This window comes from Flavobacterium sp. (genome assembly GCF_044361015.1).
Taxonomy (GTDB): domain Bacteria; phylum Bacteroidota; class Bacteroidia; order Flavobacteriales; family Flavobacteriaceae; genus Flavobacterium.
Genome location: NZ_JBIKJL010000022.1, coordinates 1 through 18,094 on the forward strand (window position 1 = coordinate 1; position 18,094 = coordinate 18,094).

The 18,094-nt window shown below is 32.9% G+C and carries 19 protein-coding genes; 9 read left to right on the forward strand and 10 right to left on the reverse strand.

Annotated features, from left to right (window positions below):
• Together ACIQ2Z_RS07160 and ACIQ2Z_RS07165 are read left to right on the forward strand one after the other, a co-directional pair.
• Positions 1–471 (forward strand): class I tRNA ligase family protein (locus tag ACIQ2Z_RS07160; RefSeq protein ID WP_396183462.1); only part of this gene is annotated, 471 nt, incomplete at its 5' end.
• Positions 472–563: 92 nt separating this feature from the next.
• Positions 564–1,235 (forward strand): zinc metallopeptidase, encoded by a 672-nt coding sequence (locus ACIQ2Z_RS07165; RefSeq protein WP_396183463.1) that lies wholly within the window; start codon positions 564–566, stop codon positions 1,233–1,235.
• Between the two features lie 92 nt (positions 1,236–1,327).
• Here the strand turns inward: ACIQ2Z_RS07165 and ACIQ2Z_RS07170 are convergent, their stop codons facing one another.
• Entirely contained in the window at positions 1,328–1,798 is a 471-nt protein-coding gene (locus tag ACIQ2Z_RS07170) for an Lrp/AsnC family transcriptional regulator (protein ID WP_290859350.1), read from the reverse strand.
• A gap of 195 nt (positions 1,799–1,993) precedes the next feature.
• Here ACIQ2Z_RS07170 and ACIQ2Z_RS07175 point away from each other — a divergent pair, with 195 nt between their 5' ends.
• On the forward strand, positions 1,994–2,593 hold the full coding sequence (locus ACIQ2Z_RS07175; protein ID WP_396183464.1) for a tRNA (guanine-N1)-methyltransferase: 600 nt from the start codon (positions 1,994–1,996) through the stop codon (positions 2,591–2,593).
• 5 nt (positions 2,594–2,598) lie between these two features.
• On the opposite strand, the gene ACIQ2Z_RS07180 is transcribed toward ACIQ2Z_RS07175, so the two are convergent.
• Positions 2,599–3,969, reverse strand: coding sequence for a saccharopine dehydrogenase family protein (locus ACIQ2Z_RS07180; protein WP_396183465.1), 1,371 nt, complete (start codon positions 3,967–3,969; stop codon positions 2,599–2,601).
• Between the two features lie 121 nt (positions 3,970–4,090).
• Here ACIQ2Z_RS07180 and ACIQ2Z_RS07185 point away from each other — a divergent pair, with 121 nt between their 5' ends.
• Together ACIQ2Z_RS07185 and pckA are read left to right on the forward strand one after the other, a co-directional pair.
• Complete coding sequence (locus ACIQ2Z_RS07185; RefSeq protein ID WP_396183466.1) at positions 4,091–4,477, forward strand: DUF423 domain-containing protein; 387 nt, start codon at positions 4,091–4,093, stop codon at positions 4,475–4,477.
• Positions 4,478–4,555: 78 nt separating this feature from the next.
• Positions 4,556–6,181, forward strand: a complete 1,626-nt coding sequence (pckA, locus tag ACIQ2Z_RS07190) for a phosphoenolpyruvate carboxykinase (ATP) (RefSeq protein ID WP_396183467.1) — start codon at positions 4,556–4,558, stop codon at positions 6,179–6,181.
• A 75-nt stretch (positions 6,182–6,256) separates the two neighbouring features.
• Here pckA and ACIQ2Z_RS07195 read toward each other — a convergent pair whose 3' ends face one another.
• Together ACIQ2Z_RS07195 and ACIQ2Z_RS07200 are read right to left on the reverse strand one after the other, a co-directional pair.
• On the reverse strand, positions 6,257–7,006 hold the full coding sequence (locus ACIQ2Z_RS07195) for a uroporphyrinogen-III synthase (protein WP_396183468.1): 750 nt from the start codon (positions 7,004–7,006) through the stop codon (positions 6,257–6,259).
• A gap of 18 nt (positions 7,007–7,024) precedes the next feature.
• The gene (locus ACIQ2Z_RS07200) at positions 7,025–7,687 is read right to left on the reverse strand and encodes a DUF4271 domain-containing protein (protein ID WP_396183469.1); all 663 of its coding nucleotides are present in this window, start codon (positions 7,685–7,687) and stop codon (positions 7,025–7,027) included.
• A gap of 109 nt (positions 7,688–7,796) precedes the next feature.
• Here ACIQ2Z_RS07200 and ACIQ2Z_RS07205 point away from each other — a divergent pair, with 109 nt between their 5' ends.
• From ACIQ2Z_RS07205 to ACIQ2Z_RS07215, 3 genes are read left to right on the forward strand one after another with little or no spacing between them, the layout of a single operon-like run.
• Positions 7,797–8,522, forward strand: coding sequence for a polyprenol monophosphomannose synthase (locus ACIQ2Z_RS07205; RefSeq protein ID WP_396183470.1), 726 nt, complete (start codon positions 7,797–7,799; stop codon positions 8,520–8,522).
• 13 nt (positions 8,523–8,535) lie between these two features.
• Positions 8,536–9,873: a dihydroorotase gene (locus ACIQ2Z_RS07210; protein WP_396183471.1), complete on the forward strand. Its 1,338-nt coding sequence runs from the start codon at positions 8,536–8,538 to the stop codon at positions 9,871–9,873.
• Between the two features lie 3 nt (positions 9,874–9,876).
• Positions 9,877–10,326, forward strand: coding sequence for a DUF4296 domain-containing protein (locus tag ACIQ2Z_RS07215; RefSeq protein ID WP_396183472.1), 450 nt, complete (start codon positions 9,877–9,879; stop codon positions 10,324–10,326).
• Here the strand turns inward: ACIQ2Z_RS07215 and ACIQ2Z_RS07220 are convergent.
• The gene (locus ACIQ2Z_RS07220) at positions 10,307–11,302 is read right to left on the reverse strand and encodes an NAD-dependent epimerase/dehydratase family protein (RefSeq protein WP_396183473.1); all 996 of its coding nucleotides are present in this window, start codon (positions 11,300–11,302) and stop codon (positions 10,307–10,309) included. The two genes, ACIQ2Z_RS07215 and ACIQ2Z_RS07220, sit on opposite strands and share 20 nt — an antisense overlap.
• 141 nt (positions 11,303–11,443) lie before the next feature.
• Here ACIQ2Z_RS07220 and tyrS point away from each other — a divergent pair, with 141 nt between their 5' ends.
• A complete protein-coding gene (gene tyrS / locus ACIQ2Z_RS07225) occupies positions 11,444–12,754 on the forward strand; it encodes a tyrosine--tRNA ligase (RefSeq protein ID WP_396183474.1) in 1,311 nt (436 codons plus the stop codon).
• 20 nt (positions 12,755–12,774) lie between these two features.
• Here the strand turns inward: tyrS and ACIQ2Z_RS07230 are convergent, their stop codons facing one another.
• The 5 genes from ACIQ2Z_RS07230 to ACIQ2Z_RS07250 all read right to left on the reverse strand — a co-directional run bounded on the left by ACIQ2Z_RS07230 (position 12,775) and on the right by ACIQ2Z_RS07250 (position 18,091).
• On the reverse strand, positions 12,775–13,755 hold the full coding sequence (locus ACIQ2Z_RS07230) for an acyl transferase (protein ID WP_396183475.1): 981 nt from the start codon (positions 13,753–13,755) through the stop codon (positions 12,775–12,777).
• A gap of 71 nt (positions 13,756–13,826) precedes the next feature.
• The gene (locus tag ACIQ2Z_RS07235; protein WP_396183476.1) at positions 13,827–15,536 is read right to left on the reverse strand and encodes a T9SS type A sorting domain-containing protein; all 1,710 of its coding nucleotides are present in this window, start codon (positions 15,534–15,536) and stop codon (positions 13,827–13,829) included.
• A gap of 104 nt (positions 15,537–15,640) precedes the next feature.
• Complete coding sequence (locus tag ACIQ2Z_RS07240) at positions 15,641–15,970, reverse strand: T9SS type A sorting domain-containing protein (RefSeq protein WP_396183477.1); 330 nt, start codon at positions 15,968–15,970, stop codon at positions 15,641–15,643.
• A gap of 93 nt (positions 15,971–16,063) precedes the next feature.
• Positions 16,064–16,624 (reverse strand): hypothetical protein, encoded by a 561-nt coding sequence (locus tag ACIQ2Z_RS07245; protein ID WP_396183478.1) that lies wholly within the window; start codon positions 16,622–16,624, stop codon positions 16,064–16,066.
• 84 nt (positions 16,625–16,708) lie between these two features.
• Complete coding sequence (locus ACIQ2Z_RS07250) at positions 16,709–18,091, reverse strand: hypothetical protein (RefSeq protein WP_396183479.1); 1,383 nt, start codon at positions 18,089–18,091, stop codon at positions 16,709–16,711.
• Positions 18,092–18,094: the final 3 nt, after the last annotated feature.

An 18,094-nucleotide genomic window follows, 5' to 3' on the forward strand; every position in this document is an offset into this window, starting at 1 on the left:
GAACCAACGGCAGAAATGTACAAATCGCTCCATAAAACCATCAAAAAAGTAACGGAGGACATCGAGAATTTCTCTTTCAACACATCTGTTTCGCAATTTATGATTTGTGTGAATGAATTGGCTCAGTTAAAATGCAATCACCGAAAAATCTTAGAACCGTTAGCCATTTTAGTTTCTCCGTATGCTCCGCATATTGCGGAAGAATTGTGGAGTCAAATGGGTCATGAAGGTTCAGTTTCAACCGTTGCTTTCCCGATTTTTGAGGAGAAATATTTAGTAGAATCTGAAAAAGAATACCCGGTTTCTTTCAACGGAAGAATGCGTTTTACGATTAAATTACCATTAGATTTAACCGCCGCTCAAATTGAAGAAATTGTCATGGCAGACGAACGTACACAAGCACAATTGCAAGGCAGAACGCCAAATAAAGTGATTATTGTTCCCGGAAAAATCATCAATTTGGTAGGCTAAGCCCTGACAAAATAGCAGAATTGTTAAAAGAAATATAATTGGTTCTTTTTTTGCTATATATTTTGTAATTTTAAATTTTAAAAATAAAAAGTATGTATTGGATATTAATAATCGTAATTATGGGAGCCAGTTGGCTCGTGAGTAATCGTTTGCAAAGCAAGTTTGACCAATATTCTAAGTTGCATTTGCAAAACGGAATGAGCGGAGCTGAAATTGCTGAAAAAATGTTAGCTGATCATGGTATTCGTGATGTTCGCGTTGTTTCTACACCGGGAAGATTGACAGATCATTATAATCCAGCTGACAAAACAGTGAATTTGAGTGAAGCAGTTTATAACCAACGAAACGCTGCGGCTGCTGCTGTTGCTGCTCACGAATGTGGTCACGCAGTGCAACATGCAACGGCTTACTCATGGTTAACCATGCGTTCAAAATTAGTTCCTGTCGTAAATGTTGCTTCTCGTTTTGTGCAATGGATATTATTAGCCGGAATTTTGATGGTAAACACGTTCCCACAATTGTTGTTGTTAGGAATTGTTATTTTCGCCATGACAACTTTGTTTTCAGTAATCACTTTACCGGTAGAATATGATGCCAGTAACCGTGCCTTAGCTTGGTTAGAAAACAAACGAATTGTGAATCAACAAGAGTTAGCAGGTTCAAAAGATGCATTGAAATGGGCAGCTAGAACTTATGTGGTTGCTGCAATTGGTTCATTAGGAACATTACTTTACTATGTGATGGTTTATACCAACCGAAAATAAAAAAAGTATAAATCAGAATCCGTTACGAAAGTAACGGATTTTTTTTGGTCTCAGTTTTTACAACTTGAAACCTGAAACTTGAAACAAAAAAATTACAACTGTATCTGTCTTTCAATTTGTTGTTCCAGCGAAATGAACGTTTCTGTTCTGGAAACTCCGTCAATAGGTTGGATTTTTTTATTCAATAATTGCATCAAATGTTCGTTATCACGACAAATAATTTTGATTAATATACTCCAATTTCCGGTGGTATAATGACATTCTAGAACTTCGGGAATTTTTTTAAGTTCTTTTACAGCTTCTGAATTACTGGAAGCTTTGTCTAAATAAACACCAATAAAAGCCATGGTTTTATACCCAAGAACTTTGTTGTTTATGATAAATTTTGAACCCGAAATCACTCCGGCATCCTCCAGTTTTCGTAGCCGTTGATGAATAGCTGCTCCGGAAATCCCTATTTTATTTGCAATTTGTAAAATGGGTTTTCTGGCATCTTCCATCAAATCACGAAGAATTTCTTTGTCGATTCCATCTATCTCAATTTGAAGGGAATTGATTTTCATAGTTTTAAATTTTAATCAAAAATAACAAAAATTGACAAAAAGTAAGTAAAATTATAAGTTTTGATTTAAAACAATAAGTACAATAATTTTCTTTTTTTTACGATTTATCCGTGATATTAGGTTTCCTAGTCAAAAAAAATTAAATTTGTTAACCTACTTGAATAAAAAAGTTAGTTTAAATCAATTTGTAATCGTATGAAAAACTATTTTTACTTCTTTTTATTGTTGCTAACTAATGTTGCATTATCCCAAGAACCTAATCCGGAATCAAATTCTGCATCGATCAACGGAACTTTAGCGAATCAATTTGACTATGTGATTCAAAAGTCAAATAATTTTCAAGAGTTTAAAGTGTTTAAACATGATTATCTGTTGTTATTAAAAAAGAACAGTTTAGATTCCGTTGGTAGAATCAAAAATGAGTTAGTAAGCTTAAAAAGTCAATTTTCTAATCATACTTCCATTGTTGCTCAACTTAAAGACACTTTAAAAGCTATAAATGAAGAATTAACAACCTTAAAAAAAGCACAAGATAATGTTTCGCTTTTTGGAAGCCCAATGAGTAAAACCAATTATAATATTGTGATGTGGGGAATTGTTATTGTATTGTTTTTAATTTTGATTGTTTTTTTATTCCAACTTAAAAGTGCTAAAGCGATTGCTCACGAAGTAAAAAATAATGTTAAAAAAATAGAAGAAGAGTTCGAAGATTATAAGCATAAAGCATTGGAAAAAGAACAAAAATTAGGACGTCAACTTCAGGACGAAATTAATAAACACAAGTATTTTAAATAAAATTTTTAACTTCCTACGTTATTGGGGTTATAACCCATGTAAGGCACTTCTTTTTCAATAAAAATTACACCAAAAGTTTCTAATTCGTTTAGAATAGGTTCATAAACTTCTTTTTTAATTGGTAATTGAACTCCGGGTGTTTTTATGTTTCCATTTAAGATTTGAAGTGTTGCCATTGCTACCGGTAAACCTACCGTTTTAGCCATAGCGGTATAAATCTGGTCATCGCCTAAACAAACCATAGTGCTGTCAATTTGCTTTTGTTGACCATTGAATTCATATCCAAATTTGTGGTACATCACAATCATATCTTTATCATTTGCTTGTAAAGCCCATTTTTCCGCTAATATTTTTTCCAGAATTTGAGCAGGAGTGGCATTTTTTAGTTCTATTTTTTTTGAAGAATCAAATAAATCAAGCTCCATAAACTTATCCCAAATTACATCATCTTGATCAATTTTAAGATAATGGCGGAGTTTTAATTCAACAGTATCCGTTGGATGATAGGCTAAAAAAGAATTTGTAAAATCTCGGTAACTCATATTTTCTGAGTTTTCCATGGTGTAAACGTCGTCCGTCATTCCTAATTGAACTAACATATCCCAAGCTTTAGAAAAACCAACACGTCTAAGGGTTCCTCGATACATGGTTAAAATGTTATCTAAACCATAAATGCTTCTGTATTTCAAAGAATCACGATTAGCATATCCTTCGAAACGACCGAATCCTTCTACTTCTAAAAATTCAGTTCTGCGGAATAATTTGTTGTAAGGAATATATTTATATTTACCTTCCTGTATGAACTTAGAAACACCGCCTTGCCCAGCCAAAACTACATTTCTTGGGTTCCAGGAAAATTTATAATTCCATAAATTAGTGTCGCTTTCTGGGGCAACCAGTCCGCCACAAAACGATTCGAACTGAATCATTTTTCCTCCTTTTCCCCTGATTTCATCAATTACTTTCATCGCACTCATGTGGTCTATACCCGGATCTAAACCAATTTCGTTCATGAAAATCAAACCATTTTCTTTGGCTTGAGCATCCAATTCTTGCATTTTAGGGCTTATATAAGAAGCGGTAACCATGTGTTTTTTGAAAATAATGCAATCTTCAGCTATTTCCACATGAAGATGAGCCGGAAGCATTGAAATGACAATATCTGCTTTTTGAATTTGCTGTTGACGTTCTTCTATATTTGCAATATCCAATTGAATTGGCGTTGCGTTAGGATGATTATTGGTCTTTTTTTGAGCTAATTCTAATGATAAATCAGCAATTGTTAAATGCAAACGCTCTGTTTCAGCTTTGTTTAATAAATATTTTATTAGGGATGAAGCCGATCTTCCGGCACCAATAATCAGGATAGTTCTCATGTTGTCTTTCGGTAAAAATCACACGAAAGTAAGCAAATGTTATATTCCTAACAAATTTAGATGTGTTAATTCTTCTTTTGTGTATTAGATAAAACCTAAATTTGTACTTCAATTAATATTTATGGACAGAAAAATCATTCTAACAGCAACCTTTTTAGGAACTTTGTCTATTGTTCTTGGAGCTTTTGGCGCGCATGCTTTAAAAGCCGTTCTTGCGGAAAATCAACTCATTACTTTTGAAACGGGTGTACGTTATCAAATGTATCATGCCTTCTTTTTATTGTTTTTGGGAACAACTTCCTTAGTTACCGAAAAAACAAAAAAGATAATTTTATATTTAGTTTTAGTAGGTACTTTATTTTTTTCAGGGTCTATCTATTTATTAGCCACAAATTCACTTACAAGTATTGATTTTAAGTTTGTTGGATCAATTACACCTATTGGAGGATTGTTATTAATTGCTGCCTGGACTGTGTTTTTTTTATATTTTTTGAAACGAAAAGGATAAAAAATTTATAATTCTTCAATCATAATGAATTAATTTTTACTTTTGCCAAATAATTAAACACAACTAAACGATAAATTTATGGAGACATACGCTCAATTTACGAAATCGATTTCGTTAGAAAAATACGGTATCAAAAATACACAAGAGATTATTTACAATCCTTCTTTTGAATTTTTATATAAAGAAGAATTGGGTTCCAATTTGGAGGGATATGAAAAAGGACAGTTATCAGAATTAGGAGCTGTAAATGTAATGACGGGAGAATTTACAGGAAGATCACCAAAAGACAAGTATATTGTAGAAGATGAGGTAACTAAAGATACGATTTGGTGGAATTCTCCAAAAGCTCCAAATGATAACAAACCAATTTCTACAGCTACATGGAATGCTTTAAAAGAAACAACAGTAAACCAACTTTCAGGAAAACGCTTATTTGTTGTTGATGCATTTTGTGGTGCTAATGAAAACACAAGATTGAAAGTTCGTTTCATTATGGAAGTAGCGTGGCAGGCACATTTTGTGAAAAATATGTTTATTCGTCCAACAGAAAAAGAATTAGAAAATTTTGGCGAACCTGATTTTATAGTGATGAATGGTTCAAAAACTTTTTTTAAAGATTATGTGGCACACGGATTGAACTCTGAAGTTTATGTTGCCTTTAACTTAACGGAAAAAGTTCAAATCATTGGAGGAACTTGGTATGGTGGTGAAATGAAAAAAGGCTTGTTCTCGATGATGAACTACTATTTACCATTACAAGGGATTGCTTCCATGCACTGTTCTGCAAACAAAGGGAAAGACGGTGATGTAGCTGTTTTCTTTGGTTTATCAGGAACAGGAAAAACAACTTTATCTACTGATCCAAAAAGAGAATTAATTGGGGATGATGAGCATGGTTGGGACGACGAAGGCGTTTTTAACTTCGAAGGGGGATGTTATGCCAAAACGATTGATTTAAGCAAAGAAAATGAACCGGATATTTACGGAGCTATCAAAAAAGATGCTTTATTAGAAAACGTAACATTAGATGAAAATGGAAAAATTGACTTTAAAGATGGTTCTATAACACAAAACACACGTGTTTCTTATCCTATTAATCATATTCAAAATATTGTAAAACCAGTTTCTAAAGCTGGTCATGCAACCAAAGTTATTTTCTTAACAGCAGATGCTTTTGGTGTTATGCCACCTGTTTCTAAATTAACTCCGGAACAAACAAAATATTATTTTCTTTCCGGATTTACTGCAAAGTTAGCCGGAACAGAAAGAGGAGTTACTGAACCACAACCTACTTTTTCGGCTTGTTTCGGAAAAGCGTTTCTGTCGCTTCATCCAACAAAATATGGTGAAGAATTGGTAAAAAAGATGGAAGAGCATAAGGCTATAGCTTATATGGTTAACACCGGATGGAATGGAACCGGTAAACGTATTTCCATAAAAGATACCAGAGCAATTATCGATGCTATTCTAGATGGTTCAATTGAAAAAGCTAAATTAAAAGTAATTCCTGTTTTCAATTTTGAAGTGCCAACAGCTTTACACGATGTAAACCCCGCAATATTGGATCCAAGAGATACTTATGAAAATCCAGATGAGTGGAATGAAAAAGCAACTAATTTGGCTGGATTATTTATTAAAAATTTCCTACAATATACAGATAATGAAGAAGGACAAAATTTAGTGAAGTCCGGACCTCAATTATAATTTTACACTAGCTAACCAAACGAAAAGAGTCCCGCAATTTTGTGGGACTCTTTTTAATTTATTTAAAAGGTAATTTTATTTATCTTTATTGATTTTGGCAATATATTTTTCTAGAGCCATGGTCATTGATGGAGCTTCCGGCGATGGAGCCATAATATCAACACGTAAACCATGTTCCAATGCTTCTTTTTGAGTAGTACTTCCAAAGACAGCTATTCGAGTATCATTTTGTTTAAAATCTGGAAAGTTTTTAAATAATGATTTAATTCCGGTAGGACTGAAAAAGGCTAAAATGTCATAATAAACATCTGCTAAATCAGACAAATCACTCATTACAGTCTTATAAAAAATTGCTTGTGTCCAATCTACTTTAAGGTTATTCAACGTTTGTGGAATATCAAAATTTAATTGGTCAGATGCCGGTAATAAGAATTTTTCTTCTTTATATTTTTTTATCAAGGGAGACAAATCGACAAAATCTTTTTGACCCACATAAATTTTACGCTTTCTGTAGACTACATATTTTTGAAGATAAAAAGCTACTGCTTCCGATTGACAAAAATATTTCAAATCTTCAGGCACTTTATAACGCATTTCTTCGGCCACTCTAAAAAAGTGGTCAACAGCATTTCTGCTGGTTAAAATGATTGCCGTAAAATGATTTAAATCGATTTTTTGGCTTCTTACATCCTTTGATGGAACACCCTCGATATGAATAAAGGGTCTAAAATCGATTTTTACTTTATGCTTTTGCATCAGCTCAAAGTAAGGAGAATTTTCTACTTTTGGTTCTGGTTGTGATACCAAAATTGTTTTCACTTTCATATCGGACTTGTTGTAAAACTAACGTCTTGTAAACCAATAATACATAAAATAGTAGGGAGCTATTTCAAGGGCACAAAGATACAAAATAAAATAAAACATCTTACTAAATAGTATACTTTGATATGCTTTTAATGAAACGAGATATGTAAAGGCATTAATAATCAATATGATAGCAAGAATACCATAGATAAAAATAGTGGAAGAAATGTCATTATAATACAAAAAAATGTTAACCGGTAATAAAAAGAGGCCTACAAATGTTCGATAACTCACTTTTTGAAGATTAAATTGCTCAATAAAGTCTTCAATTTTAAACGAGGTAGCAATTATTTTTTCTACCAAATATTTAGATAAAACAAATACCCCCAACAAAGTAATAATCTGAATATATTTAATCCAATCTGTTTTAGAGGCTAAATCAAAGTTATTTAGTAAAATTAAAATAAAAAAAGCAAAAGAAATCAGTTGGACAATAAATAAACTAATGGTAAACCAACTAAGCATAAAAGAAGGATCTTTATATATTTTGGTGTATTTATCCGTCACAAGTAATTTCAAAAACTCATTAAAACGAGCCTCAAAAAAAGTCTTAGTGACAGCAATTAAAATAAAACATAAGACAAACAAAATGGTTGCCCAATCTTTATTTTCAATCACTCTTTGTTCTAGTATATACTCCATAATTTAGGTGTAAAATTACTATTTTTTTATGTCACTCACTTTATTATAATATTATTATGAATCATCATTTATAAAAAGTTTACATTTGCTTTGAAATTTTGTAGTATTTATGAATAACGGATTAGTTATAATTCCAACCTACAATGAAATTGAAAATGTAGAAAATATTATTCGGGCTGTATTTGCACTGAATAAAAAATTTCATATTCTCATTGTAGACGATAATTCTCCCGATAAAACATTTGAAAAAGTTAAGGAACTTCAAAACGAATTTCCCAATCAACTTTTCTTAAAAGTTGGAGCCCAAAAAGCAGGATTAGGCATTGCTTATGTGCTTGGATTTAAATGGGCATTACAACAACAGTACGAATACATTTTCGAAATGGATGCTGATTTTTCACATAATCCGTCAGATATAGAAAAATTGCATGAGGCTTGTTCGGTAGGAGGAGCTGATATGGCAATTGGTTCTCGTTATATTCGTGGGGTAAACGTCGTTAACTGGCCTTTGAGTCGCGTTTTACTTTCCTATTTTGCCTCGGTTTATGTTGATATTTTTACCGGAATGAAAATTCACGATGCAACAGCCGGGTTTATTTGCTACAAAAAAGAAGTCCTTCAAAATATAGATTTGGATAAAATTAAATTTGTGGGTTATGCATTTCAAATAGAAATGAAATATCGTGCTTTTTGTAAAGGATTTAAAATTGTTGAAGTCCCCATTATTTTTACAGACAGAACAATGGGGCAATCAAAAATGAGCAATGGAATTATTAAAGAAGCAGTTTTTGGTGTAATTTCTTTACGAATTAAAAAACTGTTTAACCGATTATAATTGAAAAGAAAAAATGAAAAGGATTTTAATAAAAAACGCTAAAATTGTCAATGAAGGTAAAATTTTTGAAGGAGATTTACTCATTGAAGGTGAATTAATTATTGAAATTTCAGACAGTATCAGTGCTAAAACTGACTATAAAGTAATTGATGCAGAAGGGAATTACCTTATGCCCGGGGCAATTGATGACCAAGTTCATTTTCGTGAGCCCGGACTCACTCATAAAGGTGATATTGGTTCAGAATCAAGAGCAGCAGTTGCAGGAGGGATTACCTCTTTTATTGAACAGCCTAATACTGTTCCGAATGCAGTTACTCAAGATTTATTAGAACAAAAATATCAAATAGCAGCCGAGACTTCCCATGCTAATTATTCTTTTATGATGGGCGGAACTAACGATAATTTGGATGAAATTTTAAAAACCAATCCAAAAAATGTTGCCGGAATTAAACTTTTTTTAGGTTCTTCTACCGGAAATATGTTAGTAGAAAAAGAAGATGTTTTAGAAAAAATATTTTCCTCTACAAAAATGCTAATTGCGGTGCATTGCGAAGATGAAAACACCATTAAAAATAATTTAGCCAAGTATAAAGAGCAATATGGAGAAGATATTCCGGTCAAGTTTCACCATTTGATACGTAGCGAGGAAGCGTGTTACATGTCTTCTTCCAAAGCAATAGCATTAGCAAAGAAAACAGGAGCAAGATTGCATGTTTTTCATCTTTCTACCGCGAAAGAAATGGATTTATTTACCAATAAAATTCCATTAGAGGAGAAACAAATCACCGCCGAAGTTTGTATTCATCATTTGTGGTTTACCAATGCAGATTATGAAACAAAAGGAAATTTAATAAAATGGAATCCTGCCATTAAAACAGAAGCTGATCGGGCAGCTTTATGGGAAGCCTTGTTGGATGATCGTATAGATGTTATAGCAACAGATCATGCACCACATACTTTGGAAGAAAAAAACCAATCCTATACCAAAGCACCTTCCGGAGGCCCACTAGTTCAGCATGCTGTAGTAGTCATGTTTGAGGCTTTTCATCAGGGAAAAATTTCGATTGAAAAAATAGTTGAAAAAATGGCTCATAATCCGGCTAAGATTTTCAAAATAGAAAAAAGAGGTTTTATAAAAGAAGGTTTTTATGCTGATTTGATTCTAGTAAATCCTGCCATGCCATGGAGTGTAAAAAAAGAAAATATATTGTATAAATGTGGTTGGTCTCCTTTAGAAGGAACCACATTCAAATCAAGAATTACACATACTTTTGTCAATGGTCAATTGGTGTATCAAAATGCAAAAGTAAACGAAGCTAAAGCCGGTAAGCGACTACTTTTTAATCGATAGAGTATGAAAATAAAACACGCTTTGTTTTTTTTTAGTTTCTTTTTCTTTGCTTGTCAGAAAGAAAAAGTAAAAGTTCCTGAAAAACTGATAGAGGAAGAAACCATGGTTTCTATTTTCTATGATTTAAGTTTGTTGGATGCAATCCGATCAAATAATTCTATTTTGTTGGAAGAAAATAAAATAGATCCCTACACATATATTTACAAGAAATACAAAATTGACAGTTTGCAATTTGTTCAAAATAATATTTATTATGCTTATGATTTAAAGCGTTATAAAAGAATGTATGAAAGAGTTGAAAAACGACTGGAAGAAGAAAAAAAGATTGCTGATAGTACAGTTTTAAAAGCCGGAAAAATAGAAGAACCACCATCTACACGAAAAGATACTGCTCAGACTAAAATAAAAGAGGGATTTTTAAAAAATAGAGAACTTAGAAAAAATAAGGACTAATTTTTATAATGTATTCCTGAATTGGTTGAAATTCAAATTGGATAGCCTTTTTTATTTTTTCATTCGAAATTAAATCAGTTGAATGTAACGATTTAGCTGTTGATTTAGATAGTGTTCTTTTTTGAAAAAAGAATGTTGAAATAATCCAATCCAATCGCCACCCAATTTCAGTCATCCATGATTTTGCATAAAAGGATGGGCTTTTTACATGCAATTCTTTAGCAATCCAACAAACCAATTTTTCAAAGTTTATATTTTCTGAAATTAATGTAAATCGTTCTCCGGAAACATCACTTTTCATTAATTGATACATGACCGTTACAACATCTTCAACTGCCACAAATCCGGTTGAGCCTTTGGTGTAAAACGGAATTCTTTTACTCACTTTCGTAAATATTTTCCCACTACCGGAATTCCAAAAACCGGAACCTAAAATTACTCCCGGATTGACCACAATACAATTCAATCCTTCTTGTTGTGCTCGCCAAATCTCCATCTCAGCTCCGTACTTAGAAATAGCATAATCACTGTGCGGTTTTTCAGGATTCCATTCAGTTTCTTCCGTAATTATAACTTTTTTTTCTGCTAAATCACCTAAAGCAGCGATGGAACTGACGTAGCAAAATTTTTCTACACCAAAAGCTAACGCACAATTCACAACATTTGCCGTTCCTTCTATGTTTATTTTACGCAATTGTTTTTCGTCTGCTGAATCAAAGGAAATTAAGGCAGCACAATGGTAAACATGTACAACATTTTTAAAAGCAGGTTCTAACGTAGGAATATCAATAATATCTCCTTTAATCCATTCTATTTGTTCGAAAAGTTCAGATTGTTTAAATTGAATAAAAAGTGATTTTGTTTTTTGTATGCTCTTTTCAGAGCGAAATAAAGCCCGAACTTTTTCGCCTTTTTCTAATAATTGGAGCAATAAGTGTGCTCCCACTAAACCGGTTCCGCCTGTAACTAGATTCATAAAAACAAATATAATTGTTTCCGTTCTACATTTTCAAATTATCGAATTAAAACTATCTTTGCCAAAATTATTTTTAGATGAAATTGCTAATAAGAAAAAAAGCAATTCCGTGTCACCTATAAAAATCAATAAAATATACGCATGAAAAATTTAGTAGAAGAATTTCGCTGGAGAGGATTGTTTCACGATATGATGCCGGGAACAGAAGAGCAATTATTAAAAGAATCTACGACTGCCTATATAGGATTTGATCCAACAGCCGATTCCTTACATATCGGCAGTATGGTGCAAATCATCTTGTTGATTCATTTGAAAAATTTTGGACACAAACCAATTGCATTAGTTGGCGGTGCAACAGGAATGATTGGTGATCCTTCGGGAAAATCAGACGAAAGAAATTTATTAGATGAAGTAACCTTAACTAAAAATGTTGAAGGAATAAAAAAAGTATTATCGCGTTTTTTGGATTTTAATTCAACAGAAGCTAATGCCCCCGTTTTAGTCAATAATTATGATTGGATGAAAGACTTTACCTTTATTGAATTTGCTCGTGATATTGGGAAACGCATCACAGTAAACTATATGATGGCTAAAGATTCTGTAAAGAAAAGATTGAGCGGAGAGGTTGGGGAAGGAATGTCCTTTACAGAATTTACCTATCAGTTAATTCAGGGTTATGATTTCTATTATTTACATAAACATTACAATTGTTTATTGCAAATGGGAGGTTCAGACCAATGGGGAAATATTACCACCGGGACGGAATTAGTTAGAAGAATGAATGTAAATTCTTCTGAAGAAGGAGCAAAAGCTTTTGCCTTAACGACTCCATTAATAACGAAAGCAGACGGGTCCAAATTTGGTAAATCAGAAGGTGGAAACGTTTGGTTAACTGCTGATAAAACATCGCCGTATAAATTTTATCAATTTTGGTTTAATTCAACTGATGCGGATGCTGAAAAATATATAAAAATCTTCACTTTTTTAGAGAAAGAAATAATAGAAGAATTGATTGAAAAACATCGTCAGGAACCACATTTGCGTTTGTTGCAAAAGCGATTAGCAGAAGAAATTACAGTTTTGGTTCATTCTCCTGAAGAGTATGATAAGGCAGTAAAAGCTTCGAATATTTTGTTTGGAAATTCAACTTCAGAAGATTTAAAACAATTGGACAGTCAGACATTTTTGGATGTTTTTGACGGAATTACGCAAGCAGAAATTGCTAAAGCTGATTTAAAAGAAGGAATTTCAATTGTAGAAGCTTTGGCAGGGAGGTCAGGTTTTATGGTTTCCAATAGCGAAGCACGAAGAGCTTTAAAAGAAAATGCGATTTCGGTAAATCGTGAAAAAGTAACTGAAGAATTTTCGCTTTCCGGCAATGACTTAATTAATGACGAATTTGTTTTGTTACAACGCGGTAAGAAAACCTATTTTATTTTACGAGCCGTTTAAACCTGAAACCTGAAACAAATTTAAACAACCATTAAATTACAACCCCGAATATCGCTGGAATCAAAACGTCCCAATACTTCAAACGAATGGTTGGGATATTTTTTACCCAAATCTTGTGTGGCAATAAACGAACAAGAATTGATATTGGCTAAATCAATCACATTTATACCGCCGGTTTTTCCAAAGTCAACATAAGTCAGAGCATCTTCTGTATCTCGAATGAGGATTTGCATCCATGGAGGACATTCAAAAATGCCATTTCCCAAGGAATAGGCTTGTGATAATAATTCGGTCATACCATATTCAGAGTGAATAGCTGAAACACCAAAACCATTGCCTAAAATTTCGTGTAATTCTTCGCGGATGATTTCTTTTCGTTTACCTTTCATGCCGCCGGTTTCCATAATAATAGTGTTTTTTAATTGAAAAGTTTGTTTTTCAACTACATCCAAAAGTGCATAGGTCACGCCAATTAAAAGTACATCTTTACCTGAAGAATCAATTTTAATTAGTTGCTGAACTAATTCATCATAATTGTGGAGGTAAAACCCACTTTCGGGATGATTTGAGCTTTCTATCAAATCATTTACCATATAAATTAAAGAAGAGCCTTCTCGTTCTAAATAGGATGGAAGAAGAGCCAATATAACATAATCTTCACTGTTTCCGTAGAATTGAGAAAATGCTTTTCGAAAACTTTGTTCATATAAACTCAAGTCGGTAACCAAGTGTTTACTTGAAATCATTCCACTAGTTCCGCTACTGGTAAATGTTTCCTGAATGGGGTTAGATGTACTCAAAACGGCATGGCTTTTAAAAAACTGGATAGGAAGAAAAGGGATTTCTTCCAAAGATTTTACATTGGTTTTGTCTTTTTTTAATAGGGAACAAAAATCTTGGTATACTTGATTGTGTTCATATTGATGTCGAAAAACTTTGAGTGTTATTTTCTCAAATTCTTTTTGACTTCCAATGGAAAATATGTCGAGGTAAGGATTCATTTCGATGCAAAAATAGCAATAAAAAAAGCACCAACTTTCGTTGATGCTTTTTAATATTTTGAAAAAGTTACTTATTTGATAACTAATTTTCTAGTAGCTGTATTTCCACCTTCAGTGATTTTTACAACATAAAGACCGGTATGTAGAGTTGAAACATTTACCTCTTCATTAGAAGTTGTAATGTTTAACACTTGTTTACCTAATAAGTCAAAAATTTGTACAGTTCTTTCATCATTAGCTTCTGTTGTGATATATAAAACACCATTTGAAACAGGATTAGGATATACTTTTAAACCTGAAATAGCATTTGATTTTACACTTAATAATCCACCAATTGTAGTAGCAACTCTAAGTTCATCTATTTTCATGGTTGGTGTGCTTGTTGCTCCGTCTTGTCTTAAAATGAAACCACCTAAATTAGCAAATGCTGTAGCTGGAGTTTCAATAATAGTAGCTGGAGTAGCTGCTGTGAAACCTGCAACTGTAGGGTTTAACCATAATTTAAGTTCGTTAGCAGTAAAATCGTATCCTACAACTACATAAACTACATCACCTACATTATATAGCGTAGCACCATAAATAGTTGGAGTTGCTGCTGTAGCTGATGTACAACCTAATTGGAATTGAGCACCATTCTTTTTAATAAAGATTCTAGCTTTAAAACCTCTGATTTCATCCGTTACAACTGCAAAAGCTGTTTCAACTAAATCATTTGTTACATTTGAATAATCTGTTACACTCATTAAGAATCCAGTATAGATAGCTCCCGAAGTAGTTGGTGTAAAAGGAGTATAAGGATCAATTCCTGAACCGGAAAATGAAACTGAATTACCAACAGAATTTATACCTGTGTAGTTTAAACTTCCAGCCACAGCTAATACGTTGTCACCAGAGTTAACATTTGTCCATTTTTGAGTTGCCCCAAGATTAGTATCAACAGCATAATCAAAACTATCTCCATGTGGAAGAGCATTTACAGGTTTACATTCTGCAGAAAAAATATCTCTTGAAAAATTACAAGTTCCGCCAGTTACCGTTACAGTAATGTTAGTTCCTTCTGTAATTCCTTCTATCACGATGTTACCTTCTGCAACACTTGATGGATTAGCTCCCGCAACTGTTCCACTAGTAGTTTCGATAATATAAGTTGCATTTCCGGCCCCTGTAAAAGGAATGGTTGCATTATAAGTATCCAATGCTAAAGTTGACGCATTACATAAAGTTGAGTCAGCACCTAACACAAGTGTACAAGAAGCTGAAAAATTTGTTAAACTAACATCGTCAATTCTCATTTGAGCGGTTGCCGGTTGCGTGAATTTTAAACTTAGAGTAGCAGATGATTGGATTCCACCGGTAATGGTAACTAAATTCCAAGAAGTGTTTGCGTTTTGAGTAAAAGTGATTGGTGTCCAAGTCGTTCCGTTGTCAATACTTTGTTCTACAAGTAATTGAGTAGCAGTAGAATTCGTTAAATAACCAAATTTCAATTGAATATTTGCACTACTATATGCAGCCGTATTTAATCCATCAATTCTAAAAAATTTTCCAGCAGTTCCTGTCAAAAATACATTTCCAGCTCCTGAAGCTCCAATGTAACCATTAGAAACTGCAGTTGCTCTAACATCGCCATCTCCTGAATAAACAATTGGTGCAGTGTTTTGGAAAACATTTGCTGCAATAGCAGTAGTACCACTAGGGGTTCCCATGTTTTCAGAGTAAAAAGTTTGAGCAAAACCAAAACCAGTTATTGCTAAAAATAATAAAGTGTAAAGTTTTTTCATTTTTGTATAAAATTTATTGCACAAAGATAGTAACAATAAATAAGTTACAAAACATAACCTTATTAAAAAATTGTAATAACAAAAGTAAAATAATGAAAACCTAACTATTTAATAATCAGTTTTCTTGTGGCTGTTGCATCTCCTTCTTTGATTTTAATCATATAAACGCCTGGCGAAAGTGAAGAAACGTTTAATTCTTTTGAGGTAATTGTGCTTTGTAATACAATTTTTCCTAAAATGTCAAAAATAATTACTTCTTTATCCAAAGTTGATTTAGAAGTAATATAAACTTTTCCGTTACTTACCGGGTTAGGGTAAAAACTTAACCCCTCAATGGTGGTTTCCTGAGGCTTTGGTTTGTTTTCCTGGGCAAGAGCATTCTCTCCAAGAAAACAAAACAATAAAATAATAGTATAAAAGTATTTTTTTGCCATGGCACAATTTTCATTTGTAAAGATATAAATTTATTTCAAATAGTATACCAAAAAAAAAGAAGTTCTTACAAATGAACTTCTTTTTCTATTTTATTATTGGTTTTTTGTAGCCCATTGTCTCTTTTCTACATCATATTCGTTGATCTCATCCGGGAATTCTATATAAAATTCATTTCCCGAATTCTTGGTATAATAAGGAGATAAATCTTCATTATTTACATATTTCTCAAATAATAATAAGGTTTTTTGTTTTAGTTCAGCTTCTTCCATTTTCCAAGTTCTTATCGCTTCTTCATAATAGCTAATTGCTCCTGATTGGTCTTTTTTTAATTTTCCAATAGTGGCTACTTTTTTAATTTTTAGGCTTGGAGCTATTTTAGCGATAGCAAAGTAATAAGTTGAATCTGCATCTATATATAAGTACATTAAATCTGAATTTTTAGCTTTTTTGATATAGTAGGAGTCGTGTAGCGTATCAAATTTAGTTTCGTGAGTAGCATTTTTTTTAGGTAATTTTTCGTAATACCTTACAATCGAAAGTTTAAATTCTTCTTGTTTTTCTTTAGTTAAATAGTGGTCTGGATTTGAATTGATTTTTTCTTTCTCACACGAGAACAGTAAAAAGAGGAAGCTCAAAAGTAAATAATTTTTCATGATTTTTAATAGAATAGGAATTTCTCAAAAATACAAAGAGCTTAGCATTTTTAATGCTAAGCTCTTCATAAATTTTATAAAATTCTAGTATACTTTTGCGTTTGGTAAAAATTCAGCCCAACCGTCAGTCCAGTCAGTTGCTCCAAAAGCACCTCTGTAAGAAACACTTGTTAAACCAGCTAATTTGGCATCGGTAAAAGCAGCACCAGTTGCCAAAGAACCAGCTGTCACAGCAAAATTAGGGTTAGCAGGATAGGAAGAAGGTAAATTTTGTCCAAAAGCTATGTTTGAAGCTAAACCTAAAACAGCAAATTGGTCTTCAGTTGCTGCGGTAATTGAAGTATTTGTAACAGTAAACCAATTTCCAACATCAGTAGCTGTTGCTGTCATTCCTGTTCCAACTGAATAAGTTGTTGTTGGAGCTACCATAATGTTGTTTAACAATTTACCTGTATTGGCAGCGTAATTATCGTAAACTGATTGTTGATTCATTCTGATTCCTCTAGGATATCCAATAAAAACTGAATTTGCAATTGTTACGGCAGTTCTTCTTCTCAAGTCTATAGAATGTTGGTAGTTGGCATTTACCGATTGTGCATTGGTAGATTTTGGACCTACACAAGTAAAATTAGAAAATACACCAGTAGTTAGCAAAGTAGTTACGTTGTCATTAGGACCATTATCACACTCAAAAGAGTTAGAACCCGATTGGTCAGCATAACTTGGGTATCTTACTTCCACACCAAATTGATTTTTTCCTGTGTAACCGAAGTCAACATCAAAACTATCATCCCAACATGCGAAAGCAATTAAGTAATTTCCGTTTACAGTTCCACCAAACCACTCAAAACCATCATCACCACCGTAACTTACCTGGCAATATTCCATTTCTGTTTGGCTACCAACAGCACCTAAGGTGATAGAGTTCGTTTCGTTGTTAGGTGTTAATTCGATACCTGCAAATTCTACGCGTACATATTTTAAGGCTCCAGAATCGTCCGCATCATCAGTTCCACCAAAATTAGCTGCTGGAGAAATTCCTTCAATAGCTGGATTATCTTGATTAACATTTGCTTTACCTAAGATTACTAGTCCGCCCCAATCTCCTCTATCTCTTGTTCCTGGAGCTAAAGATGATGTAAATACGATTGGTTCAGCAGCAGTTCCACTAGCTTCAAGTTTTCCTCCTCTGTCAATAACCAAAGTACCCTTTGTTGCTTTGTCACCGAAGATTACAGTTCCTGGTTGAATAGTTAAAACTTGACCTGTTCTCACAAATGTTTGACCCTTAATAAGATATTTTTTATCCTTCGTTAGGGTTTGTGTAGTTAAATTTCCAGATAATTCTGTATAGAGCGGAGTTGGATCAGGATCAGGTGTATTACCACCTTCGTCATCTGAGTCACATGATGTTAATGTGGCTCCAAGCATAAAAATACTAGCAAATAAATAAATTACTTTTTTCATAAT